17 protein-coding genes are annotated in these 24,478 nt (G+C 72.2%); 13 read left to right on the forward strand and 4 right to left on the reverse strand.

All coding sequences use genetic code 11. The annotated features are described in order from the left end of the window. Positions 1-70: 70 nt before the first annotated feature. Positions 71-1,462, reverse strand: coding sequence for a hypothetical protein (locus K8612_RS22845; protein ID WP_223763849.1), 1,392 nt, complete (start codon positions 1,460-1,462; stop codon positions 71-73). 223 nt (positions 1,463-1,685) lie between these two features. Next, positions 1,686-3,047 carry a hypothetical protein gene (locus K8612_RS22850; RefSeq protein ID WP_223763850.1) on the reverse strand — a complete coding sequence of 454 codons (1,362 nt, stop codon included), beginning with the start codon at positions 3,045-3,047 and terminating at the stop codon, positions 1,686-1,688. A 191-nt stretch (positions 3,048-3,238) separates the two neighbouring features. On the opposite strand from K8612_RS22850, the gene K8612_RS22855 reads away from it, so the two are divergent. Next, the gene (locus K8612_RS22855; protein WP_223763851.1) at positions 3,239-4,069 is read left to right on the forward strand and encodes an urease accessory protein UreD; all 831 of its coding nucleotides are present in this window, start codon (positions 3,239-3,241) and stop codon (positions 4,067-4,069) included. Here K8612_RS22855 and K8612_RS22860 read toward each other — a convergent pair whose 3' ends face one another. Next, positions 4,070-5,275, reverse strand: a complete 1,206-nt coding sequence (locus K8612_RS22860; RefSeq protein ID WP_223763852.1) for a cell division protein ZapB — start codon at positions 5,273-5,275, stop codon at positions 4,070-4,072. Positions 5,276-5,397: 122 nt separating this feature from the next. On the opposite strand from K8612_RS22860, the gene ureA reads away from it, so the two are divergent. The 12 genes from ureA to K8612_RS22920 all read left to right on the forward strand — a co-directional run bounded on the left by ureA (position 5,398) and on the right by K8612_RS22920 (position 22,675). Next, positions 5,398-6,180 carry an urease subunit gamma gene (gene ureA, locus K8612_RS22865; protein WP_223763853.1) on the forward strand — a complete coding sequence of 261 codons (783 nt, stop codon included), beginning with the start codon at positions 5,398-5,400 and terminating at the stop codon, positions 6,178-6,180. Further along, positions 6,177-7,892 (forward strand): urease subunit alpha, encoded by a 1,716-nt coding sequence (gene ureC, locus K8612_RS22870; protein ID WP_223763854.1) that lies wholly within the window; start codon positions 6,177-6,179, stop codon positions 7,890-7,892. The genes ureA and ureC overlap by 4 nt, the downstream gene beginning before the upstream one ends. 12 nt (positions 7,893-7,904) lie before the next feature. Continuing rightward, on the forward strand, positions 7,905-8,567 hold the full coding sequence (locus K8612_RS22875) for an urease accessory protein UreF (RefSeq protein ID WP_223763855.1): 663 nt from the start codon (positions 7,905-7,907) through the stop codon (positions 8,565-8,567). Positions 8,568-8,595: 28 nt separating this feature from the next. Then, the gene (ureG, locus tag K8612_RS22880; RefSeq protein ID WP_223763856.1) at positions 8,596-9,312 is read left to right on the forward strand and encodes an urease accessory protein UreG; all 717 of its coding nucleotides are present in this window, start codon (positions 8,596-8,598) and stop codon (positions 9,310-9,312) included. Between the two features lie 73 nt (positions 9,313-9,385). Then, positions 9,386-11,866 carry an ATP-binding protein gene (locus K8612_RS22885; RefSeq protein ID WP_223763857.1) on the forward strand — a complete coding sequence of 827 codons (2,481 nt, stop codon included), beginning with the start codon at positions 9,386-9,388 and terminating at the stop codon, positions 11,864-11,866. Between the two features lie 71 nt (positions 11,867-11,937). Further along, positions 11,938-14,412 (forward strand): ATP-binding protein, encoded by a 2,475-nt coding sequence (locus K8612_RS22890; protein ID WP_223763858.1) that lies wholly within the window; start codon positions 11,938-11,940, stop codon positions 14,410-14,412. Beyond that, the gene (locus tag K8612_RS39335) at positions 14,412-15,185 is read left to right on the forward strand and encodes a helix-turn-helix domain-containing protein (RefSeq protein ID WP_306799708.1); all 774 of its coding nucleotides are present in this window, start codon (positions 14,412-14,414) and stop codon (positions 15,183-15,185) included. The genes K8612_RS22890 and K8612_RS39335 overlap by 1 nt, the downstream gene beginning before the upstream one ends. A gap of 33 nt (positions 15,186-15,218) precedes the next feature. Next, complete coding sequence (locus tag K8612_RS22900; RefSeq protein WP_223763859.1) at positions 15,219-15,584, forward strand: VOC family protein; 366 nt, start codon at positions 15,219-15,221, stop codon at positions 15,582-15,584. 137 nt (positions 15,585-15,721) lie between these two features. Further along, positions 15,722-17,299 carry a response regulator gene (locus K8612_RS22905; protein ID WP_223763860.1) on the forward strand — a complete coding sequence of 526 codons (1,578 nt, stop codon included), beginning with the start codon at positions 15,722-15,724 and terminating at the stop codon, positions 17,297-17,299. 85 nt (positions 17,300-17,384) lie between these two features. After that, positions 17,385-18,281 (forward strand): ABC transporter ATP-binding protein, encoded by an 897-nt coding sequence (locus K8612_RS22910; protein ID WP_223744616.1) that lies wholly within the window; start codon positions 17,385-17,387, stop codon positions 18,279-18,281. Continuing rightward, a complete protein-coding gene (locus K8612_RS39625) occupies positions 18,278-21,859 on the forward strand; it encodes a M1 family aminopeptidase (protein WP_223763861.1) in 3,582 nt (1,193 codons plus the stop codon). The genes K8612_RS22910 and K8612_RS39625 overlap by 4 nt, the downstream gene beginning before the upstream one ends. Positions 21,860-22,003: 144 nt before the next feature. Continuing rightward, positions 22,004-22,675: an autotransporter outer membrane beta-barrel domain-containing protein gene (locus tag K8612_RS22920; protein WP_223763862.1), complete on the forward strand. Its 672-nt coding sequence runs from the start codon at positions 22,004-22,006 to the stop codon at positions 22,673-22,675. Positions 22,676-22,677: 2 nt separating this feature from the next. Here the strand turns inward: K8612_RS22920 and K8612_RS22925 are convergent, their stop codons facing one another. Further along, complete coding sequence (locus K8612_RS22925; RefSeq protein WP_223763863.1) at positions 22,678-24,165, reverse strand: DUF4397 domain-containing protein; 1,488 nt, start codon at positions 24,163-24,165, stop codon at positions 22,678-22,680. Positions 24,166-24,478: the final 313 nt, after the last annotated feature.

A 24,478-nucleotide genomic window follows, 5' to 3' on the forward strand; every position in this document is an offset into this window, starting at 1 on the left:
CCCGGACGCCGGCCCCTTTCACGGCGCCGGCCTCCGGGGTGTTGTCTTTCACGGAGGCTGAAGCCGGGCGCTACGGGAACTGCGCCGCGAAGTCCTGGATGAACCAGTACAGGCTGAGCTGGTGGGACGTGCCCTGCGTCGTGCCGTAATCCGACACGGTCCTGCCCGCCAGCGCGGGAATCTGGGGACAGGTCAGCTTGCCGTGGATGGCCTGGGCATGGCCGTTGGTGGTCATGGCGCTCGCGTAGCTGGACGTGGAGGGCACCGACACCCGGCCCGTCGTGCTGACCGTGTTGTAGGCGCTGGTGTTGGAGAACGAGACGGCGATGGCGTCCGCGTCGAAGGCGTTGTTCCCGGTGATGACCTGGTTGATGTACGGCGAGCCGCCGTTCACGCGCCAGGTGCCCGCTTCATACGCGGAGGCCACGCCGCTGAGGGTCGTGCGGCCGGTGACGCGCCCCATGTGGTCGAAGCGGGCCTGGCACGGCGAGGTGCAGGGCACGCTGACGGGGAAGGGGAAGCGCACCGGGAACAGCCCGCCCGGCCGGTAGATGAGGACGTCCCACCAGTAATAGTAGACCCGGCGCGAGCACCGCAGTCCCAGCGACAGTTGGCTGGAGCCGATGACGGTCCGGTTGAGGGTGACCGGGTACGTGGTGAGGGCGTTGGCGCTCAGCGTGTGCTTCGCGCCCGGCCCGGTCCAGCCGTAGAGGTCGCGGCCCGGGTAGGAGACGAAGATGTTCTGGGTGGTGGTGGGCGTGCGCGTCGTCGTGGTCGTCCAGCCGCAGGTGCAGGGGCCGGAGATGGGGATGGGGTACCACCAGGACCACTGCTGGGCGTAGACCATGGCCTCGCCGCGCAGGTGCGGGAAGTCCTTGGACACCTCCTGCATCAGGTCGTACTCGCCCTGGCCATACCGGGCGTCGAGCTCCGTGAGGGCGGCGTCCAGCTCGCTGCTCACGTGCACGACGTCCTGGTCCGACGTGACGCCCCTGGACACGGTGAGGCTGCACTCCTTGTCGCTCGCGCAGTCCAGGTTGACGTCGTAGGGCTGGGTGGCCAGCGGCTGGCCCTTCGGGTCCTCCAGCACCAGCTTCTGCGCCCAGCCCGTCTGCCAGGGCTTGTCCAGCGCGCCGAACACCTTCACCGTGGAGATTCCGCCTGCCTTCGGCGTCACGTCCACGCCCGCGGTGGCGCTGTCCTTGCCGTCATACGAGACGAGCTTCGAGGACGCGGGCAGGTCCTCCTGCCGGTCCGTCCACAGGATGCGCGCGGTCAGCTCCCCGTCCTCCAGCGCCACGTCGAGCACGGTGGCGATGTTCGGGCGGACCTCCTCTTGCGGATCCGCGGCGTGGGCCGGAGCGCCCGCCAGCAGGCCTCCGAGCGCGAGGGAGGAGGCGGTCAGCGAGCGAAGCCAGGACGGAACGAGGCCGGTCGGGCCTCGCGACGGGGGACGGGGCATGGGGCAATCCCTTGCGGAGAATGGGGGTCCGCCCTCCAGCGCGAAGGGCTGGAGGGCGGTTCCCCGTCAGAGCAGGTCCCGTGCCAGGGATTGCGCCACGTCTGTGATTGACGCGGGCTTGGGAGGAAATGCGTGGTTTTCCACTATGTTTCCGAAAACGTTGCTTGCGCTGGGAATGTGTCCCTTCACGTCACGGAAACCCCGCCGGGTGTAGCGCCGCGGGCTACAGGCCGTTGAAGAAGTTCCAGATGCTGTCCGTGAGGGGGAGCGACTCCGGCGGGAGCGCATAGGTGGACTCGGTGTCCCAGGCGCGGCCAATGGGGTTCAGGCCTCCGCCCGGGCACACCGCGACTCCCTGGATGGCGATGGCGTAGTTGGCCTGCGCGCGGCCGTAGGGCTGCCAGGTGAAGGCGTCGCCGTTGTAGGCGTAGAAGGCCTCGCCGGACGTCTGGACGTAGCCGGAACCGCTGCCCACGTCGTTCAGGGTGGTGCTGACGTCGAAGTCACCGTCGGTGGGCGCGTAGCGGGTCTCATTCAGGAGCGGGCTCAGGGCATTGCCCAGGTGGTACTTGCTCTGCTCCATGGCCGTGGCGTTGAGGAGGGTCATGGGAGGCGGGGGATAGATGGGGGTGGTCCGCGCGGTCGCGCGGCCGGTGATGCGGCCGAAGTGGCTGAAGCGGCCGCTGCACGTCCCGGCGCAGGTGCTGTAGACGGGCTGGAGCATGCGCACGGTCTTCACCAGACCGCCCGGCTGACGGATGCCCACGTGCTGGGTGAGGATCGAGGCCAACGACGTGCAGTGAAGATTCAGGGTGACCCGGCTGCTGCCCTGCGTGGACAGGCGGGCGTTCGAGGCCTGCGTCTGGCGCAGGGGGCGCGCATACAGGTCGTGCGCCGCGCCCAGGCTCGTTCCCTGGGTGTTGGAGCGCGCATGGGACGTCGTCCAGGAGCACTGGCAGCCCTGGGCGGGGCCGACCTTGACCAGGCCATGGGCGTAGGTCAGGGCCTCGCCGTACAGCGAGGGCTCACGCCGGGCCACCTCGCGCACCATGTCGAACTGCTTCGTCCCCAGCTCCTTCTCGATGGCGCCGAGCGTCTGCTGCAGGTCCGTGCTCAGGTGCAGGACCTCGCGGCTGGCGGAGACGCCCGGCGTGGCCGTGAGCTGGCAGGTCTTCTCGTCCTCGCAGGCCAGGCTGACGTCATAGGGCTGGCTGGCCAGCTCCCGGCCTTTCGCCTCCCGCACGACGAGCCGCTGGGCCCAGCCCGTCTCCCACGGCTCCCGCACCGCGCCGGACAGTTTCACCTCCACCTCCTCGCCGGCCTTCGGCGAGAGCCGCTCGCCCGCGGTGGGCTTGTCCGTGCCGTCAAGGGACACGACCTCCACCTCCGTGGGCAGGGACTTCGACGCCGCGCCCCAGCGGATGCGCGCGGTCAGCTCGCCGTCCTGCATGGACACGTCGAGGATGGTGGCGGGTGCTTCGCTCGTTTCAGCGGCCCGGGCGGGCGCGGCCACGAACAGGCCACCCACGGCGAACGAGGAGAGGGTCAGGGCGCGAAGCCAGGGAGAGGGGGAACGACGGTGCATGGTGCTGTCCCTTGGGAAGAGGGGGTTGCGCCATTTCTGACAGGCGATGTCAGATTTGGCGGGCCGCCCCAAAAGCAGGTTGCGTGCCAGGGGTTCTCCGCCTCTGTCGCGCGGCGGACCTGTAGCGCGAAACGCTACGGGGGCGGCCCGTGAGGGTCGGGCCCGCAGCCCTGGCGTGCTAGAAGGGCAGGGTGACCTTCGCCCTTCCCGTCCCGGAGCGCGCGGGCGTCGCGCGGCTCGCGTTCGAGCGCTCGGGGCCTCGCACCGTGGTGCGCACCGCGCTGGCGCACAGCCCCTTGCGGCTGCTCACGCCGCGCAACCACGGCCACGCGGCGTGGGCCTATACCAGCTCCTTCGGTGGCGGGCTGGTGGACGGGGACCACCTGCGCTTGGAGGTGGACGTGGCGGACGGTGCTTGCGCGCTGCTCGCGACGCAGGGCGCGAACCGCGTCTACCGCTCGCCCCAGGGGTGCCGCAGCGACCTGGTCGCGCGCGTGGGCCCGGACGCGCTGCTGGCGTGGGTGCCAGACCCCACCGTCTGCTTCACCGGCGCCCGCTACGCGCAGTCCCTGGACGTGACGCTGTCGCCGGGCGCGTCGCTGGTGCTCGCGGACGTGGTGACGGCGGGGCGCAGCGCCCGGGGCGAGCGCTGGGCCTTCCTGCACTACGCCTCCCGTCTGCGCGTCGCGCGGGAGGGGCGCGCGCTGGTGGATGAGCGCTGGGTGCTGGACCCCGCGCACGGCGCGCTGCCGGAGCGGCTGGGCCGCTTCGACGCGCTGGCGTCCGTGCTGCTGGTGGGCCCCGCGTTGAAGGACGCCCGGGAGTCCCTGGCCGCGCGCGTGGCGGGCCTGCCGGTGCAGCCGCGCGCCCGGGAGGTGGTCTCCGCCAGCCCCCTGGGCGAGGACGGGCTGCTCCTGCGCGTGGCGGCCGTGTCGCTGGAGACGCTGCTGGGCACCACGCGCGACTGGCTGTCGTTCCTGCCGGGCCTGCTGGGCGACGACCCGTGGGCCCGGCGGGTGTGACTAATAGCGGGTGATGTCGAACGTGCTGTAGTCCTTGTACAGCTCGCTGAGGTGATCCGCCGTCAGGTTGACCGCGTCCTCGTGGCTGTCCGTCTTCCACTCGGCGGTGTTCGCATCCAGCAAGCGGTTCGGGCCGTCCGTCTTGTGCAGGCCCAGCACGTGGCCCTCCGCGGACTCGCCCGACTTGCGCAGGCCGATGCGGTAGTGGCCGTTCTCCTTCGTGCCGGCGTACAGCTTCTGCGCGAAGGTGTCGGAGGTGATGGGCTCGAAGTCCTGCACCTTCACGCCCGGGTGGCCGCCGCCACGGCCGGTGCGGAAGTCGTCCACCAGGCTGGCGATGGCCGTCTGCTTCTGGGCGATGGCGTCCTTGTCCTGGTTGAGCTGGGCCATCCCGTCCTTGAGCTCCTGGGTCAACTGGCTGCGCTGCGCCTTCAGACCCTGGCGCTGCTCCAGCGTGAGGTCCGGGTTCGTGAGCAGCTCGTTGATCTCCTTGCGCTGCGCGCTCTTGCCCTGGAGCTGCTCCACGCGGCCCTGGAGCTTGGAGATGTCGTCCATGTGCGCGCCGTTCAGCTTCGTGAGCGCGTCGCTCTGCAGGTGCTCGGCGTGCTGCTTGTCGATGAGCTTGCCGAAGTGATTGTCCGTCAGCTTGCCGAACGCCTGCGAGCCCTTCATCGGGTCACCGCCCGCCTCCTTGCCGGTGCGGATCCACTCGGAGGTCATCGCGCTGCACACGCCCGCGTCCGTGCCCGCGGGCAGGTTCGGCTGCTTCAGCATCGGATGGCCGCCCTGGTCCGTGTAGCGCAGGACCTCCGCGCCCGGGTTCTCCAGCTTCAGGTCCTCGACCAGCTTCTGGATTTCAGGGCGCGGCGCCACGGCCCTGCCCTTGCCCGGCGTGCGGCCCAGGGCCAGGTCCGCGATGTCGCTCTCGGAGAGGTTGGGCGACTGAAGCTGCGGGCCCTGGAGCGAGTGCGCGTCGATGGTCGGGCGCGACGAGGACGCCTGCGGCTGTCCGGACGTCTTGAACGCGTCACCCTGGGGCGTCGTTCCGGTGGGAGTCGTCGGCCGGGAGACAGCCGGCGAGGCGTTGGGCGTCTCGGCCGTCGCGCCCGGCTTGGAGAAGGTCGGGGTCGCCACCGCGTTCGTCGTCTTCGGCGGAGCAGGAGGCGCCGTGGGCGTCTTGGGGAAGCCGGCCTTGAAGCTCTTCATGGGGGACTCCGGAGGGGGAGAACGGCGCGAGGGGCCCCCATCCTGGCCCACGCTAACGCGTCGCGCTAGGGTCTGACGGGTCGGCGCATCCCGCACCCGGAAGAACCGAGGGAGTCGGACCCATGCATCTGTCCCCCCGTGACGTGGACAAGCTGCTCTTGCACCAGGCGGGCGTCGTCGCCCAGAAGCGATTGGCGCGAGGCCTGCGCCTCAACTACCCGGAGGCGGTGGCGCTCATCGCCACGCAGTTGCTGGAGTACATCCGTGACGGCAGGAGCGTGGCGGAGCTGATGGACCTGGGGCGCCGGTTCCTGGGGCGCGCGCAGGTGATGGACGGCGTGCCGGAGATGCTCGCGGAGGTGCAGGTGGAGGGCACCTTCCCGGACGGCACCAAGCTCGTCACCGTGCACCACCCGGTGGTGGCGGAGCACGGGGACCTGTCGCTCGCGCTCCACGGCAGCTTCCTGCCGGTGCCGCCGCTGGAGCGCTTCACCGTGCCCGCCGCGTCGCCGGAGGGCGCCCCCGGTGCCGTGCGCGCGGCGGAGGGCGCGCTGGAGCTCAACGCGGGCCGCGAGGCCATCACCCTGCGCGTCACGCACCGGGGCGACCGGCCCATCCAGGTGGGCAGCCACTACGCGTTCGCGGAAGTGAACCGCGCGCTGGTGTTCGACCGGGGCCGCGCCTACGGCCACCGGCTGGACATCCCCGCGGGCACGGCGGTGCGCTTCGAGCCCGGCGAGGTGAAGACGGTGCCGCTGGTCCCCATCGCGGGCGAGCAGGTGGTGCGCGGCGGCAACGCGCTGGGCAGCGGCAAGGTGTCCGACGAAGGCCGCCAGCGCCTGCTGGACGCGGTGCGCGCGCAGGGCTTCGGTCACGAGGAAGAGCCCGAGGAGGACCGCTCATGAGCCGCAAGCTGGACAGACGTCACTACGCGGACATGTTCGGTCCCACCACGGGGGACCGCGTGCGGCTGGGGGACACCGGCCTGTGGCTCCAGGTGGAGCGCGACGCCACCGTGTACGGCGACGAGTGCAAGTTCGGCGGCGGCAAGGTGCTGCGTGAAGGCATGGGCCAGCGCGCGGGCGCGGGCGACGCGGACGCGCTCGACTGCGTCATCACCAACGCGCTGGTGGTGGACTGGACGGGCATCTTCAAGGCGGACGTGGGCATCAAGGCGGGGCGCATCCTCGCCCTCGGCAAGGCGGGCAACCCGGACGTCATGGCGGGCGTCACGCCGGGCATGGTGGTGGGCGTCACCACGGAGGTCATCGCGGGTGAAGGGCTCCTCCTCACCGCGGGCGGCCTGGACACCCATATCCACTTCATCAGCCCGCAGCAGGCGGACGAGGCCATCGCCAGCGGCATCACCACCTGGGTGGGCGGCGGCACCGGCCCGGCCACCGGCACCAACGCCACCACCTGCACGCCGGGCGCGTGGAACCTGGCGCGCATGCTGGAGGCCACGGACACGCTGCCCCTGAACATCGGCCTCACCGGCAAGGGCAACACGTCCCTGCCGGAGGGGCTGCTGGAGCAGGTCCGCGCGGGCGCCATCGGCCTGAAGCTGCACGAGGACTGGGGCACCACGCCCGCGGCCATCGACACGTGCCTCACGCTGGCGGACGCGGAGGACGTGCAGGTCACCATCCACACGGACACGCTCAACGAGTCCGGCTACGTGGATGACTCGCTGGCGGCGTTCAAGGGCCGCACCATCCACACGTACCACTCGGAGGGCGCGGGCGGCGGCCACGCGCCGGACATCATCCGCGTGTGCGGCGCGCCCAACGTGCTGCCCAGCTCCACCAACCCCACGCGGCCGTACACGGTGAACACGCTGGATGAGCACCTGGACATGCTCATGGTGTGTCACCACCTGGACCGCGAGATTCCGGAGGACGTGGCCTTCGCGGAGAGCCGCATCCGCGGAGAGACCATCGCCGCGGAGGACATCCTCCACGACCTGGGCGCCATCAGCATGATGGCCTCCGACAGCCAGGCCATGGGCCGCGTGGGCGAGGTCATCACCCGCACGTGGCAGACGGCGCACAAGATGCGCGAGCAGCGCGGGCGCCTTGCCGGTGAGCAGGGGGACAACGACAACCTGCGCATCCGCCGCTACGTGGCGAAGTACACCATCAACCCGGCCATCGCCCACGGGCTGTCCCATGAGGTCGGCTCCGTGGAGCCGGGCAAGCTCGCGGACCTGGTGCTGTGGCGGCCCGCCTTCTTCGGCGCGAAGCCGGAGCTGGTCATCAAGGGTGGCTTCATCGCGTGGGGCCAGATGGGGGACGCGAACGCGTCCATCCCCACGCCGCAGCCGTACCTCATGCGCCCCATGTTCGGCGCGCGCGGAAGGGCGCGCGGCTCCACCAGCCTCGCCTTCGTGTCCGGGCGCGCGCTGCGGGAGGGCACCGTGCAGGGGCTGGGGCTCACCAAGCGGCTGTCCGCGGTGGTGGGCTGCCGCGCGCTGGGCAAGAAGGACATGCGCCTCAACGACGCGCTGCCGGTCATCACGGTGGACCCGGAGACGTACGAGGTCCGCGCGGACGGGGAGCTTTTGCGCTGCGAGCCCGCCACCTGGCTGCCCCTGGCGCAGCGCTACTCGCTGTTCTGACGGAGGCTCGCCATGGCATCCGGCTGGAGGGTGTTGCAGTTGGCGGACTCGGGGTTCCCCACGGGCGGCTTCGCGCACTCGGGGGGGCTGGAGGCCGCGGTGCAGGCGGGCGAGGTGCGCGGCCCGGGGGACGTGCGGCGCTTCGTGGAGGCGCTGGCGTGGCAGGCGGGCCTGGGCGGCCTGCCGCTGGTGGGCGCGGCGTGGCGCGAGCCCGCTTCAGTGCCGGCGCTGGACGCGAGAGCGGACGCGTTCCTCACCAACCACGTCGCGAACCGGGCCAGCCGCACGCAAGGGCGGGCCTTCCTGGACACCTGCGCGCGCATCTTCCCGGAGGCCGTGGGGCCCGTGCGCGAGGCGGCCCGCGCGGCCGGCGTGAAGTTCCACCACGCGCCCGCGTTCGGCGCGGTGCTGCGCGCGCTGGACGTGGAGCACGAGGACGCGCTGCGCCTCTTCCTGTCGCTCACCCTGCGGGGCGCCCTGTCCGCGGGCGTGCGCATGGGCGTCATCGGCACGCATGAGTCCCACCAGGTGCAGCACGCGGCCACGCCGCTCCTGGAGGCCGTCCTGGAGCAATGCAAGGCATTGGGCGTGGAGGACCTGGCCCAGCCCGCGCCGCTGTGGGACCTGGTGGGCGCCACGCATGACCGGCTGTACTCCCGGCTGTTCCTGTCCTGAAGCCAGACACGAAAAGGAAGCGCGAGACATGCACGACGACGACCACCGCGGCCATGGGCAGGACGGGCACGAGCACACGCACGAGGACTGGGAACACCCGGGCCACTTCGACGCGCGCGACAAGCCGCACCGGCGGGACTACTCGCAGCGGGCCTTCACGGTTGGGATTGGCGGGCCGGTGGGCAGCGGCAAGACGGCGCTGGTGCTGGCCCTGTGCAAGAAGCTGCGGGACCAGTACCGCCTGGGCGTGGTGACCAACGACATCTTCACCAAGGAGGACGCGGAGTTCCTGGTGCGCAACCAGGCCCTGTCCCCGGAGCGCATCAAGGCGGTGGAGACGGGCGGCTGCCCCCACGCCGCCATCCGCGAGGACATCAGCCACAACCTGCTCGCGCTGGAGCAGTTGATGGAGGAGCTGCACCCGGAGCTGCTCATCGTGGAGAGCGGCGGTGACAACCTGGCCGCCCAGTACAGCCGCGAGCTGGCGGACTACACGGTGTACGTCATCGACGTGGCGGGCGGGGACAAGGTGCCGCGCAAGGGCGGGCCCGGTATTACGCAGTCGGACCTTTTGATCATCAACAAGACGGACCTGGCACCGCACGTGGGGGCGGACCTGGGCGTGATGGAGCGGGACGCCCGGAAGATGCGGGGCGAGGGCCCCTTCGTCTTCACGCAGGTCACACGCGATGTCGGGGTGGACGCGGTGGTGGGCCACCTGCTCGACGCCTGGCGGCGGCGCTAAGCACTGGACGAAAGGCGTCCCCACCCGATACCCGCGCCGACACACCGGGGCGGGTTGTGTCAGGGTGCGCGCCGTGGAACTCCTGGAGCGGGCTCGCGTTGAGTGGTTCGCGGCGGCGGTGGGGCTCGTCGTGGGCACCTCGATGGTGTTCGTGCCCTATGAGTTCGGCTCCGCCCTCTTCCATTACGTCTACCCGCACATCCGGCCGCTGGGGAGCCTGTTCCTCGTTGGCGCGGGGATGACGCTCGTCGCGCTCATGTACCCGGCCTGGCCCGCCTTCGTGGGCCGGGTGGGGCGCGCGCTGCTGCTGGCGGCGATCGCGAGCTACTGGTGGGCGGTCTGCGTCCTGCCCGTCAGCCCCACGGGCACCGTCATCTACCTGCTCCTCATGGCCCTGCTCGTCCTGGAGCGGCGCGCCCTGCGCCGGGGGCGGGGGCTGCTGCTGGTGTTCCTGGCCTGCGTGGCGCTGTGCTTCGGGCCGCTGATGCTCTGGACGCCCCAGGGCTTCGTGCGCTTCGCCCTGGCGTCGATGGGGCCCTACGTCCGGTGGGTGGGGCTCCTCTTCCTGTTGATGGGGACCCTGCTCGCCGTGGGGCTCTGGCGCCGCAAGCCGTGGCCGTGCCGGCTGGCCCTGGGGGGCCTGGCCCTCCTGTTCCTGCACATGACGGTCGCGGTGGTGGCGCGGCGCTCGTGGTCGGGGATGAGCGTGTACGGCGTGGCGGCCCTGACGTGCGCGCTGCTGGCGGCGGTGCGCCGGTGGCCCACGCTGGTGGGCGTGCGCTGGCGGCTGTTGCGCGGCATGGCGCTGGCGTCGGTGCTGCCCATCCTGGGCGTGGGCGCGGTGACGTCATACCTGGCGCAGCGGGCCCTGGAGGTGGAGCTGCGCGGCAAGGCGCGGCAGGCGGTGGCCGCGGAGACCGCGTGGCTGGAGCAGACGGCCTCCATGGCGAGCTCGCTGCTGCGCGTGTACAGCCAGGGACCGGGCCTCATCGCCGCGGTGCGCTCGGGGGACCGCGAGGGCATGCGGGAGCGGTTGGCGCTGCTGGAGGGGCCGGCCGGGCTGTTCGACGCGGCCTGGCTGCTGGATGAAGCCGGCGACACGCTGATGTCCTCCGCGCGGCTCGACTGGGTGAGCGGCAACTTCGCGGACCGGACCTATTTCCAGGACGCGGTGAAGGGCGGCGCCCAGGTGCTGCTGTCGCGGCCCTTCCTCTCCCTCGCGAACCTGCCCTTCGTCGTGTTCACGGTGCCCATGGAGCTGGGCTCGGGCCGGCGCGCCTTCCTGGTGGGCGCGCTGTCGCTGAAGCGGCTGGGATTGCAGCCGGCGCTCGCCTCGCCCGGCTACCACGTGGAGATCTTCGACCGCCGCGACGGCAGCCTCCTGCGGGAGACGGAGCGGGGAAACGCGCTCTCGCGGGCGCCGGTGCTGGACCTCGTCGGGGCGGAGGAGCTGACGCGGCCGGAGGGGCTCGTGGAGGCGTTCGACGGCACGGGGCGCCGGATGGTGGTGGCGCACGCGCGGGTGGCGGGCACGCCGTGGACGGTGGTGGTGACGGCGCGGCTGCGCGAGGCGTTCGCGCCGGTGACGCGCATGGGCGCGTGGGTGGTGGCCATCGCGGTGCTCGCGGGGGCCATCGCGCTCGTGTTGTCGCAGTGGGTGGGGCGGGACGTGGCGGTGCGGCTGGAGAGCCTCCGGGACGGCTTCGCCGTGCTGGGCACGCCGTCGGTGGAGCAGCGCGTGCAGGCCCGGGGCGATGATGAGATTGCCCAGCTCACCCTGGGCTTCAACGAGATGGCGGCGCGCATCGACCGGACGCAGAAGGAGCTGCGCGAGGCCATCGCCATCCGGGACCAGTTCCTGTCCATGGCGAGCCACGAGCTGCGCACGCCGCTGACGCCCCTGAAGGCGACGCTGGACCTGCTCATCCGCCAGCTCAAGGCCGGGCAGGGGATGAACCCGGAGCGGCAGCGGGACACCATCGCCCGGTTGAACCGGCAGGTGGACCGGCTGACGCGACTGATTGGCGACATGCTGGACGTGTCGCGGTTGCAGTCCGGGCGCTTCACGCTGACGGTGGCGCCGTTGGACCTGACGGCGCTGGCGCGCGAGGTGGTGGAGCGCGTCCAGGTCACGCGGCCGGAGCGCGCCGCGCAGTTGATGCTGGAGCTCCCCACGGAGCCGCTGGTGGGCCGGTGGGACGAGCAGCGGTTGGACCAGTTGCTGACGAACCTGGTGGAGAACGCCCTGCGCTATTCGCCGCCGGGGACGCCAGTGCTCGTGCGGGTGCGCGAGGAGGCGGACGGGGTGCGGGTGGAGGTGGAGGACCGGGGCATCGGCATCCCGGAGGAGAGCCTGCCGCAGCTCTTCACGCCCTTCTTCCGGGCGCGCAACGCGACCGAGCACTACGCCGGAGGGCTGGGCCTGGGGCTGGCCATCTGCCGTGAAATCGTGGAGCGGCACGGGGGGCGCATCCAGGCGCGCAGCGAGGGGCCGGGGAAGGGCACGTGCTTCACGGTGTGGCTGCCCCGCTCGGCTGCCGCGGAAGCAGCCTGATACGCGACAGGGCGCCCGCGGCGGCGGCAACCGGACCGCGCGCTCCCGCCCGGGTTGTGTACTCTGCCTCCGTGGGCATCCTGGAACGCGCACGGGTGGAGTGGTTCGCGGCGGCCTGCGGGCTCGTCGTGGGCACCACGATGGTCTTCGTGCCCTTCGAGTTCGGGGCCGCCATCTTCCAGCTCATCTACCCGTACGTCCGCCCGCTCGGCAGCCTGTTCCTGGTGGGCTCGGCGATGATGATCGCCTCGCTGCTGTACCCCGCCTGGCCGGGCTTCGTGGGGTGGCTGGGGCGCGCGCTCTTCCTGGGCGCGGTGGGGGTCTACTGGTGGTGCGCCAGCATCCTGTTCCTCAGTCCGTCGGGGGCCATCCTGTACCCGCTCATCGCGGCCACGCTCCTCGCGGAGCGGAGCGCGCGCTTCCAGGGCCGCGGCCTGCTGACGGTGCTCATCGCCAGCGTGTCGCTGTGCTTCGGGACGCTGATGCTCCTGGTCCCCCACGGCTTCGACCGCTTCTCGTTCCAGGGGGCCGGGATCCAGCCGCTGGGGGCGGCCCTGCTGGGGGCGGGGGCCCTGCTGGCGGTGGGGCTGTGGCGCCGGTGGCCAGGGGCTGGCCGGGTGGCCCTGGGCGGGCTGAGCGCCGCCTTCCTCTACATGATGGGCGTGCTGGCGGTGCGCGGCTCATGGACGGGGATGAGCGTGTACGCCGTGCTGACCCTGACGTGCGCGCTGCTGGCGGCGGTGCGCCGGTGGCCCACGCTGGCGGGCGTGCGCTGGCGGCTGTTCCGCGGCATGGCGCTGGCGTCGGTGCTGCCCATCCTGGGCGTGGGCGCGGTGACGTCGTACCTGGCGCAGCGGGCCCTGGAGGTGGAGCTGCGCGGCAAGGCGCGGCAGGCGGTGGCCGCGGAGACCGCGTGGCTGGAGCAGACGGTCACCCTGGCGCGCTCGCTGCTGCGCGCGCAGAGCCGGAACGCGGGCTTCCTCGCCGCGGTGCGCGCCGGGGACCGCGAGGGCATGCGGGAGACGGTGGAGCTGCTGGAGAGCGAGGTCGCGCTGTTCGACGCGGCGTGGCTGCTGGACGCCTCCGGTGAGACGCTGGTGGCCTCCGCGCGGCTCAACCGCATCGTCGGCAACTTCGCGCACCGGGACTACTTCCAGGACGCGATGAAGGGGGGCGACCAGGTGCTGTTGTCGCGGCCCTTCCTCACCCGCGCGAACCTGCCCTTCGTCGTCTTCACGGTGCCGGTGGACGCGGGGAACGGCACGCGGGTCGTGCTCGTGGGCGGGCTGTCATTGCAGCGGCTGGGGTTGCAGCCAACGCTCGCCTCGCGCAGCTACCACGTGGAGCTGTTCGACCGGCGCGACGGGACGCTGCTGCGGGAGACGGACCGCGGCGGCGTGCTCACCCGCGCGCCCCTGCTGGCGCTGCTGGGAGAAGAGGCGCTGTCGACAGCGGAGGGGATGTGGGAGGCGCTCGACGCGTCGGGGCGCCGCCTGCTGGTGGCGCACGCGCAGGTGGCGGGCACGCCGTGGACGGTGGGGGTGACGGCGCGGCTGCGCGAGGCGTTCGCGCCGGTGACGCGCATGGGCGCGTGGGTGGTGGCCATCGCGGTGCTCGCTGGGGCCATCGCGCTCATGTTGTCGCAGTGGGTGGGGCGGGACGTGGCGGTGCGGCTGGAGAGCCTCCGGGACGGCTTCGCCGCGCTGGGCACGCCCGCGCGGGAGCTGCGGGTGCGGGCCGAGGGCGACGACGAGGTCGCGCAGTTGGCGTCGGGTTTCAACGAGATGGCGGCGCGCATCGACCGGACGCAGAAGGAGCTGCGCGAGGCCATCGCCATCCGGGACCAGTTCCTGTCCATGGCGAGCCATGAGCTGCGCACGCCGCTGACGCCCTTGAAGGCGACGCTGGACCTGCTCATCCGTCAGTCGGAGTCCGGCGCGAGGCCGACGCCGGAGCGGCAGCGCGCCGTCTTCGAGCGGCTGACGCGGCAGGTGGACCGGCTGACGCGGCTGATTGGCGACATGCTGGACGTGTCGCGGTTGCAGTCCGGGCGCTTCGCGTTGACGGTGGCCCCCATGGACCTGACGGCGCTGGCGCGCGACGTGATGGAGCGCGTCCAGGTCTCGCGGCCTGAGCGCCAGGGGGGGTTGTCCCTGGAGCTCCCCACGGAGCCGCTGATGGGCCGGTGGGACGAGCAGCGGTTGGACCAGTTGCTGACGAACCTGGTGGAGAACGCCCTGCGCTATTCGCCGCCGGGGACGCCAGTGCTCGTGCGGGTGCGCGAGGAGGCGGACGGGGTGCGGGTGGAGGTGGAGGACCGGGGCATCGGCATCCCGGAGGAGAGCCTGCCGCAGCTCTTCACGCCCTTCTTCCGGGCGCGCAACGCGACCGAGCACTACGCCGGAGGGCTGGGCCTGGGCTTGGCCATCTGCCGCGAAATCGTGGAGCGGCACGGCGGGCGCATCCAGGCGAGAAGCGAGGGGCCGGGGAAGGGCACGTGCTTCACGGTGTGGCTGCCCCGCGCGGCCGTCGCGGACGCGGCCTGATGCGCTACGTGGAGGCGAGCCCCTGCGCGGCGCTGGCGCCGTACGTCCAGTGCTACTGGGCGCTGGAGTTGTCTGGCGCGGCGCCGGTGGGGGTGCACCGGGTGCTGCCGGACGGGTGCCTGGACATCCTGGTGGACCTGACGGACGGGGCGGGGCCGCGCGTCGTGGGCGCGATGCGGACGGCGGAGGTGGTGCCGTTGTCCGCGCGAGCGTCCTTCGTCGCGGTGCGCTTCCGGCCCGGGGGCGCGCAGCCGTTCCTGCGGCTGCCCTTGCTGGAGCTGACGGACGCGAAGGTGGCGCTGGGGGACCTCTGGCCGCGCGAGGCGCGCGAGTGGCGGGAGCGGCTGGGCGCGGTGCAGGGGACGGCGGCGCGCTTCGCCCTGCTGGAGCGGCTGCTGCTGGGCCGGCTGCCCGCGCAGGAGGGGGACGTGGGGGTCCGGCGCGCGGTGGACCTCATCCTGGGAGCCAGGGGGCAGGTGCCGGTGCGTTCGCTGGAGGAGGTCATGGGGGTGGGGGCGCGGCAGGTGGAGCGGCGCTTCCACGCGGCGGTGGGGCTGTCGCCGAAGGTGCTGTGCCGCATCGCGAGGTTGCAGCACGCGGTGGAGCTGTCGCGGGAACTGGAGGGCGCGCAGTGGGCGTTGGCGGCGGGGTACTACGACCAGGCGCACCAGGTGCGGGAGTTCCGGGCGCTGACGGGGCTGACGCCGGGGGCGTACGTGCGCGAGCAGGCGGAGGTCGGATTCGTCCAATCGCCGGAGGAGGCGGGTGCGTAAGGTGGGGGTGTTCCCACTTCGAGGAGGCACACCGTGTCCACCGCACCGCAGCAGGCCGAGCAGCACCACCGCATCGACTACATCGAGCTCCCCGTGAAGGACATCGCGGAGGCGAAGCGCTTCTACGGCGCGGTGTTCGGCTGGAGGTTCGAGGACTACGGCCCGGACTACACGAGCTTCATGGACGGGCGGCTCAACGGCGGCTTCGACAAGGAGCGGGAGGTGTCGAAGGGCGGCGCGCTGCTGGTGCTGTATTCCAAGGACATGGACGCGACGCTGGCGAAGGTGCGCGAGGCCGGGGGGCGCATCGTGAAGGACACGTTCTCCTTCCCCGGAGGCAAGCGCTTCCACTTCACCGACCCCACGGGCAATGAGCTGGCGGTGTGGACGGAGCCTTGAGCTGTCGCGGTCCCAACACTCCCGGTCCCCCCATGACGCGTGGTGCGCGAATGGGCGGGACGCGGAGTGATGCCGGATCGCGTGGGTTCCGGGCCCGGGGTAGAAGTGGAATTGGCTCCTCCCTGGGAACGTCGCCCGTGCTCGCTACCGCCAAAGCCACCGTCCTCCACGTCAACGACACGCCCGCGAGCCTCTACCTGGGGACCTTCTCGCTGCGGCAGGCGGGCTACCACGTGCTGGAGGCGGTCACCGGGGAAGAGGCCCTGGGGGTCGCCTTCGCTTCCCGCCCTGACGTCATCGTGCTCGACGTGAAGCTGCCCGACATGAGCGGCTACGAGGTGTGCCGGCTGCTGAAGGAGGACCCGCGCACCTGTGAGATCGCCATCATCCACACCTCCGCCACCTTCATCACCGCGGAGAAGAAGGTCGCGGGCCTGCGGGCCGGCGCGGACGTCTACCTCACCCAGCCCTTCGACCCCGAGGAGCTCATCGCCACCGTCAACAGCGTCCTGCGCCTGCGGCGCGTGGAGCGCGAGGCCCTGGCGAACGCCGCCCGTCTGGAGGAGGCCGACCGCAAGAAGGACGAGTTCCTCGCCATGCTCGCCCACGAGCTGCGCAACCCGCTGGCCGCCATCTCCCTCGCGGTGCAGATGCTGGGACAGAAGGACTCGAACGGCCTGTCCGAAGCGGACACGCACCGCCGCGACATCATCGAGCGGCAGGTGAAGCACCTGCGCCACCTGGTGGACGACCTGCTCGACGTCAGCCGCATCACGCGCGGCAAGTACTCGCTGCGCCGCGGCCGGCTGGACCTCAACACCGTGTTGCAGCACTCGCTCGCCGCCGCGCGGCCCGTGATGGAGGAGCGCGGGCTCCTCCTGCGGGAGTCCCTGCCCACCGAGCCCTGCTGGGTGGACGGCGACCGGACGCGCCTGGAGCAGGTCTTCATCAACCTGCTGGACAACGCCGCCAAGTACTCCCCCGCGGGCAGCACCGTCACCGTGAGCGCCCATGGGTCCGATGACTCGCGCGTGCGCGTCTCCGTGCAGGACACCGGCATCGGCCTGCGGCCGGAGGACCAGGAGCGCATCTTCGAGCTCTTCGCGCAGTTGGACGCGGGGCTCGCGCGCAGCCGGGGCGGGCTGGGCATTGGCCTGACGCTGGTGCGCAACCTGGTGGAGGAGCACGGCGGCCACGTGGAGGCCTTCAGCGAGGGCCCCGGCCGGGGCAGCACCTTCACCGTCACGCTGTCGCTGCTCACGGATGACGTGAGGCCGGAGGCCCCCCTGGAGCGCATCGAGCCCTCCCGGGGCGAGTGGCGCATCCTCCTGGTGGACGACAACCCGGACGCGCGCGAAGGCCTGTGCGAGATGCTCCAGATGTGGGGCCACACCGTCGCCGTGGCCGCGGATGGCGCGGAGGCGCTCCGCATGGCGACCCCCGGCACCTACGACGTCATCATCCTGGACATCGGCCTGCCGGGCCTGGACGGGTTCCAGGTGGCGCGGGAGCTGCGCGGGCGCATGGTCTCGGACGCGCACATCATCGCGCTCACGGGCTATGGGACGCCGGAGGACCGGGCCCGCAGTGAGGACGCCGGCTTCGACCTGCACCTGGTCAAGCCCGTGGAGCTGGTGGAGATCAGCCGGGTGCTCGCGCAACTGGAGCCCGTGAAGCGCGGCACGCGCCACCGGCCCCGGTTGAAGAGCGCGTAGGGCCGCACGCGCGAAGGCGCTCCCGTGCCCCTTTCATGCGCGACGCTGGAAATGGAGGCCCCCGCTTCGTCGTAGAACGGGCCACATGCTCAGCCTGCGCAACCTGGTGAAGGTGTATCCGGGGCCGGTGACGGCCCTTCGTGGCGTGGACCTGGACGTCCCCAAGGGGATGTTCGGCCTGCTCGGGCCCAACGGCGCGGGCAAGTCCACGCTGATGAAGATCCTCTCCGGCCTGCTGGAGCCGACCTCCGGCGAGGTGACGCTCGACGGCCTGGACCTGGTGCGCCACCCGGAGGCGCTGCGCCCGCACCTGGGCTACCTGCCGCAGGAGTTCGGCTTCTACCCGTACCTCTCCGGCCAGGACATGCTGCGCTACCTGCTGGAGCTCAAGGGCGTCACCGCGCCGCAGGGGCTGACGGCCCTGTGCGCCCAGTTGCTGGAGCGCGTGAACCTCACCTTCGCGGCGAAGCGCAAGGTGAAGGAGTACTCCGGCGGCATGCGGCAGCGGCTGGGCATCGCGCAGGCCCTGGCCGGTGACCCGAAGCTCCTCATCGTGGACGAGCCCACCGCGGGCCTGGACCCCGAGGAGCGCCAGCGCTTCTACCGGCTGCTCGCGGAGATGGCCCACGAGCGCACGGTGCTCCTGTCCACGCACATCGTGGAGGACGTGGCCATGCTCTGCCCGCGCTTCGCCGTCATCCGCCACGGCCGCGTGATGACCATCACCAGCCCCACCGAGGCGAAGGCCGCCCTCCAGGACTCCCTCTTCGAGGGCACCGTCCCCCCGGCGGACATGGCCGCCTTCCAGCAGGCCTGGCGCGTCACCCAGGCCGTGCTCTTCGAGGGGAAGAACCGCGTGCGCATCCACGCCGCCCCGGGCACGCCCGTGCCCCCCGGCTTCGAGCGCACGCCGCCCACGCTGGAGGACGCCTACCTCCTCCTGATGAAGGACGAGCCCAAGGCCCCGGCGGTGGGCGCGTGAACGCGGCCCGGCTCTGGCGCGTGGCTCGCACGGAGGGGCGTCACCAGACCCGGCGCCCGCTGTTCTGGGTGCTGCTGGTGCTGCTGGTGCTGGTGGTGTGGGGCGTGTCCTCCGGCAACGTCACCATCGACGCGGGCAGCACGGAGGTGGGGGGCAAGAAGGCGTGGATCACCAGCGCCTTCGCCGTCGCGCAGACGGTGGTGCTGCTCACCTTCATGCTGTTCACCTTCTTCGTGTCCGTGGGCGCGGGCATGTCCGTCATCTCCGACGACGAGGCCCGCGTGCAGCACCTGCTGCACACCACGCCGCTGACGCCCGCGGAGTACGTGTGGGGCAAGTTCGCGGGCGTGCTGGGCGCGTACGTGCTGGCGCTCGGGTGGATGATGGGGCTGCTCGTCTTCTTCCACCACGTCGTGCCGGCGGGCGCGGACGCGGAGTTCCGCGGGCCCTTCGCGTGGGGGAACTACGTGGGCGCCGCGGCGGGGTTCGGCCTGCCGCTCATCGTCTTCATGGCGGGCATGGCCTTCGCCACGGGCGAGCGCACGCGCCGCGCGGTGCCGGTGTACTTCCTGCCGGTGGGGCTGTTCTTCCTCTGCGCGTTCTTCCTCTGGGACTGGTCCCCCGGCTGGTTGGATCCGCGCGTGAACCGGCTCCTGATGGCGCTGGACCCCGGCGGCTTCCGGTGGCTCACGGAGGAGTGGCTCAAGGTGGACCGGGGCGTGGACTTCTACAACACGCAGCCCGTGGGCCTGGACGCCCTCTTCGTCACCAGCCGCTTCGTGTTCATGGCCCTGGGCCTGGGCGCGGTGGCCTGGAGTGAGCGCCACTTCCGCCGCGCGCTCCGGGGCGAGGTGCGCGCGAAGGGCCCTCGCAAGAGCGTCCTCCTGGACGCGCCTCCCGCGCAGGTGGCGCTGTCGCACGCGGAGGCGCCGCTGTCCGCGCTGCGCATGTCCGTCCGTCCGCCGGGCTTCTGGACGGGGCTGTGGACGGTGGCGCGCGCGGAGGGGCGGGGCCTGCTGTCGCAGCCGGGGCTCTACCTGTTCCTGCCGCTGCTGGGGTTCCAGATGATGTCCCAGGGCGCCACGGGGGTGGGCCCCTTCGACACGCGCGTGCTGCTGGTGCCCGGCCGCTTCGCGGTGCACACGATGGGACAGGCGTCCGTGCTCGTGTGTCTGTTGTTGATGTTCTACGTGGTGGAGTCGCTGGAGCGTGAGCAGGCCTCCCACTTCGCGCCCATCCACGACGCGACCCCGGTGCGCACGCTGTCGGTGCTGCTGGGCAAGGCGCTGGCGAACACCCTGGTGGCGGTGGCGCTGCTGACGGCCATGGCGCTCGCGGGCTCGCTGGTGCAGGTGTTCCAGGGCACGGTGCCGCTGTCGCTGACGCCGTATGTGCTGGTGTGGGGCCTGTTGCTGTTCCCCACCTTCCTCTTGTGGACGGGCTTCATCCTGGCCGCGCGCGCGGTGACGGGGGGCCGCTTCGGCACCTACGCGCTGGCGCTGTCCGCGCTGGGGCTCACCGGCTACGTCGCCGTGCGAGGCGACCTCACCTGGGTGACGAACTGGCCCCTGTGGGACGCGGTGCGGTGGACCGACCTGGGCGCCTTCCAGGTGGACCGCGCCGCGCTGGTGCTCAACCGCGTGGCCGCGCTGGGCGGGGCCGTCTTCTTCACCGCGCTGGCGGTGCGCCTGGACGGCCGGCGCGTCCGCGACGCGGTGACGACGCTGGAGGGACTGAAGCCCGCGGGCCTCGCGCGCGGGCTGTGGCGGCTGGCGCCGTACCTGGCGGTGCCGGTGGTGGCGCTGACGTGGCTGGGCATCCTCGTGGGGCAGGGCCACCAGTGCGCGGCGGCGAAGAAGCGCGCGAAGGAGTACTGGCAGAAGAACCTGGCGACGTGGAAGGACGCGCCGCGGCCCATGCTGGCGGACGTGGACCTGGACGTGGACCTGGAGCCGGAGGCGAGCGCCTTCCGCATGAAGGGCACGTACACGCTGCTGAACCGGCACGCCGTGGCGCTGCCTCGCTTCGCCTTGAGCGGCGGCGACGGATGGACGGACGTGCGCTGGACGCTGGACGGAAAGGACGTGACGCCGGAGGACCGCGCCGGGCTGTATGTCTTCACCCCGCCCACGCCGCTGCCCCCCGGCGCGAAGGTGACGGTGGGCTTCCAGTACTCGGGCCACGTCCCGGAGGGCGTGTCCCGCGCGGGCGGCGCGTTCCGGGAGTTCATCCTCCCGGCGGGCGCGGTGCTCACCAGCGAGACGGCCACGTTCGCGCCGGTGGTGGGCTACGAGGAGGAGCGCGGCATCGACCCGAAGGAGAACAAGTACGAGCCGCGCGTGTACCCGGACGACTTCCACGAGGGGCCCACGGAGTCCGCCTGGGGCAGCAACCTGCCGTTCCCCTTCCGCATCCGCGTGAGCGGCCCGGAGGCCTACACGCTCAACTCCGTGGGCGTGCGCGAGAGCGACACGGTGAAGGACGGCCGGCGCGCCACCGTGTGGCGCAGCGACCACCCGGTGAGCTTCTTCAACGTCATCGCGGGCCGGTGGACCCGCGTGGACGGCGCGGGCGCGGTGGTGTTCCACGACCCGGCGCATGGCTACAACGTGCCGGAGATGATGCGGGGGCTGGAGGCCGCGCGCCGGTACTACTCGGAGTGGTTCCACCCGTTCCCGTGGGCGGAGCTGAAGCTGTCCGAGTTCGCCGGCCTGGCCAACTACGCACAGGGCTTCCCCACGAACATCACGTTCTCGGAGTCCATCGGGTTCCTCACGCGGACGACGCCGGAGTCGAACGCGGTGCTGCTCGTCACCGCGCACGAGGCCGCGCACCAGTGGTGGGGCAACCTGCTCATCCCCGGCAAGGGGCCCGGCGGAAACGTGCTGTCGGAGGGCATGTCGCACTACTCGGCGCTGAAGCTCATCGAGCAGCTCGACGGACAGGAGGCGCGCCGGCAGACCGCGAAGCGCCTGGAGGAGCGCTACGGCAAGGGCCGGCGCGTGGACGGCGAGCAGCCGCTGGTGAAGCTGGACGACTCGCGCGAGGGCGACACGGTGGTCCTCTACGAGAAGGGCGGCTGGACGTTCTGGATGCTGGAGGACCTGATGGGCCGCGACGCGATGCACGCGGGGCTCCAGGCCTTCCTGAAGCAATCCATGAACAACGCCGACCACCCGGTGCTGCAGGACTTCATCGCGGTGATGCGCCCCTTCGCGCCGTCCCCTGATGCGTTCGACCGCTTCACCCGCCAGGCCTTCTTCGAGGTCGTGGTGCCCGAGTACCGCGTCAGCGACGCGCGCGTGACGAAGGAGCGCGGCCAGTGGGTGACCACGGCGACGGTGACGAACGTGGGCACGGGCCGCATGCCGGTGGAGGTGACGGTGACGAAGGCCGGGGAGTCCGCCGTGCCCGCGGAGGCCGCGGAGGCCGAGACGCGCGTGGAGCCCGGCGCCGGTGAGTCCGTGCGGGTGACGCTGCGCTCGGCGTTCCCGCCGGAGCGGCTGCTGGTGGATCCGGACGTGCGCGTGCTCCAACTGCGCCGCGAGCAGGCGCAGGCGAAGCTCTCGCCGCCGTGACACGGTGACATGCGTGTCCGCTCGCGCTGGGGACACGTTGTCACGCGGCCGGGCGCCACCGGCGCGTCGCTCCCTCTGGCGTCAGGCTGGCACATCGATTGCGATGGACGTCCCCGGCATGGCGGACCTTGGGGGTCCGGCTTCATGACGGGGGTTCATCACATGGTCGCGATGCAGTGGAAGCTGGGGGTGTCGCTGGTGCTGGTGTCCGCGGCGGCGTTCGCGGAGGACGGCATCACCACGGGGTCGTTCCCGGTGGAGCGGCGCAACGTGGTGACGGTGTCCGTCCCCCTCCAGAACCTGGGTCAGTTGTCCCTGGAGGGGGAGCGCGTGCTGGGGGAGCGCTTCTCCTTGGGGCTGGGCGTGTCCGCGACGTTCAGCCACGACCGGACGCGGTTCGAGGAGGAGCTCAGCGGGGCGGAGGGCTACAACCGCTCGTTCTTTCAAGTCGGCCTGGCGCCCTCGGCGCGCTTCTACCTGACGGGCCGGGCCCCCCAGGGGCTGTGGCTGTCACCGCGCCTGGAGGTGGGCGTGGGCCGGAGCTCCAACGGGATGGTGGGGAGCCTCCTGGGAGAGCCCGAGGACACCCACGCGGACAACTGGTTCGTGGGGGGAATGGCGGTCCTGGGATACACCGTGGTGGTGGATCCCGGCTTCACGGTGCAGGGCGGCGTGGGGTTCGGAGCCCGGCGCGACGCGCTCGCCTATGACACCGTCCGGCTGGGCAGTGGCGGCGGGACGGAGTGGGTGCGGCTCCACCAGTCGTCGTGGAACCTCACCCAGCGCCTCCTGCTCAACGTGGGCTGGGCCTTCTGACGTCAGGGCGCGTGGGCCCGCGTGCTCACGCTCCACGGCGTGCGCGTGGTGTCCACCCACAGCAACTGGAGGTCCCAGCTCCCGGGTGTGGAGCCCGGCGTGTCGGTGGCGACGGCGAAGACGCGCGTGTCCGGCTGGGGCGTCACGGAGAAGCTCGTGCGCGGCGCGCGGTTGGCGTCGTTGGACGGCACCACGCCCAGGGTGACGGTGCCCCCCGCGGGCAGCGGCAGCCCGTCCTGCGCGGTGGCGGAGGCGAAGGGCACGTCGAGGAAGGGCGCGTCCGGCAGCACGCGGCGCTCCGAGCCCAGCGGGCCCACGTCCACGGCGGGCGTGTCCGCGGCCGCGTGCACCCAGCGCAGGCGCAGGTTGGACGGGTCGCTCGCGAAGCGGTCCGTGAGGGGCAGCAGCGTGAAGGCGGACGCCGCCGGCCGGGGCGGCGCGAGGTAGCCCGCGGCGACCATCAGGTAGCGCTCGCCCGGGACGAGCGTGGGCGTCGTCGCCGTCACCACCGGCGCGCCCGCGGGGCGCTCCGTGCCGGGCGCGGCGGCGAAGAAGTCCAGCGTGTACGCGCCCGGCGGCACCTGGAGCGGCGAGGACAGCGCGCCGTACGAGAGGCCCCCGGACAGCTCGCGGTCGCTGGCGAAGAGGTCCAGCGCGGGCGCGTCCGGCGACGCGTGCAGCACGTACACCGTGGGGTTCTGCCGGAGGATGGCCAGCGTGCCGTCCCGGCCCGCAGTGAGCAGCGAGAAGCCGTCGCCCGCGCGCGCGGGCGCGGACATGAGGCCGGTGGCGACGATGAGCGTGTCGGTGCCGGAGCCGGGCGCGGGCACCGTGAAGGACGTCAGCGCCCTGCCGCCCGTGCGCAGGCCCACCTGGAACGCGGCGCCGGAGGGCAGCACCTGGGCCTCTTCGCCGGACTCCTTGAAGCGCGCGAGCGACGCCACCTCCACCGAGCCGTCATTGCCCAGGTCCACGTCCACCGTCGGCGCGTCCGTGCCGGCGTTGACGATGCGCACGCGCGTCTGGCCGCCGTCCGCGGGCACGGTGTTGTCGCGCAGGAGCAGCGCGCGCATCGCCGCGTCGGAGTCCGGGGAGGCGAAGGCCCCCGCGGTCACCACCGTCCAGCGCGTCCCGGCCTCCATGCCCACCCGCTGGGACACGACGGGCGCGGAGTTCGCCGCCGAGCCCGTGGGCCGCAGCTCCACGGTGACGGCGCCCGCGTCGCGCGTGAGGTAGGGCGTGGTGGCGCCATAGGCCACGGCCCGGGCCACGGGCGTGGGGTCGCCCGCGAGGTACACGTCCATCGCGGGCGCGCCCGGCGCGGCCTGCACGATGCGCAACTGGGCCTGGGTGGGCGGGACGAGCACCGGCCCGTCCTGCGTGGGCGGCGCGCCGGAGTCCTCCGCCGGGCCGCCGCCGCACGCGGGCGCGAACACCCCCAGTGACGTGAGCGCGACGACGAGCAGTGTCTTCCCCCGCATCCAGGCCATGTCGAAGTCCCCCTCCCGGCGGGCCGCGGACGCGGCTCGGCACCGATGTCGACAGGGGGAAGGGTGGGCATCACCCCCACGCGGGCGAACCCCCACGCAAGGGCCACTGTCCGCTCGCGACGTTGTGCACTGGCGCACGTCGCAAGTCCCGGGCATCACGGGCGCCAAGGGCTCCCGCGTGGAGTTCAGGGCGATCACCCGGCCCCGCCGTCGCGCTCGCCCGGCCGCCGCGCCGCATCACCCGGCCGGGGGCATCCCGTGTTCAGAACGCGTCATCGCGCGGGGATGCCGGGGAACGCGACGGCGCTGGTAG

It is taken from the genome of Corallococcus sp. AS-1-6 (genome assembly GCF_020037015.1).
Taxonomy (GTDB): Bacteria; Myxococcota; Myxococcia; order Myxococcales; family Myxococcaceae; genus Corallococcus.

Bases quoted from the DNA above. Each gene is read 5' to 3' on its own strand.
- K8612_RS39335 (WP_306799708.1), top strand. From the start codon at position 14,412: ATGCGCTACGTGGAGGCGAGCCCCTGCGCGGCGCTGGCGCCGTACGTC.
- ureG (WP_223763856.1), top strand. From the start codon at position 8,596: ATGCACGACGACGACCACCGCGGCCATGGGCAGGACGGGCACGAGCAC.
- K8612_RS22850 (WP_223763850.1), bottom strand. From the start codon at position 3,047: ATGCACCGTCGTTCCCCCTCTCCCTGGCTTCGCGCCCTGACCCTCTCC.
- K8612_RS22860 (WP_223763852.1), bottom strand. From the start codon at position 5,275: ATGAAGAGCTTCAAGGCCGGCTTCCCCAAGACGCCCACGGCGCCTCCT.
- ureC (WP_223763854.1), top strand. From the start codon at position 6,177: ATGAGCCGCAAGCTGGACAGACGTCACTACGCGGACATGTTCGGTCCC.
- K8612_RS22920 (WP_223763862.1), top strand. From the start codon at position 22,004: ATGACGGGGGTTCATCACATGGTCGCGATGCAGTGGAAGCTGGGGGTG.
- K8612_RS22925 (WP_223763863.1), bottom strand. From the start codon at position 24,165: ATGGCCTGGATGCGGGGGAAGACACTGCTCGTCGTCGCGCTCACGTCA.
- ureA (WP_223763853.1), top strand. From the start codon at position 5,398: ATGCATCTGTCCCCCCGTGACGTGGACAAGCTGCTCTTGCACCAGGCG.
- K8612_RS22845 (WP_223763849.1), bottom strand. From the start codon at position 1,462: ATGCCCCGTCCCCCGTCGCGAGGCCCGACCGGCCTCGTTCCGTCCTGG.
- K8612_RS22875 (WP_223763855.1), top strand. From the start codon at position 7,905: ATGGCATCCGGCTGGAGGGTGTTGCAGTTGGCGGACTCGGGGTTCCCC.
- K8612_RS22910 (WP_223744616.1), top strand. From the start codon at position 17,385: ATGCTCAGCCTGCGCAACCTGGTGAAGGTGTATCCGGGGCCGGTGACG.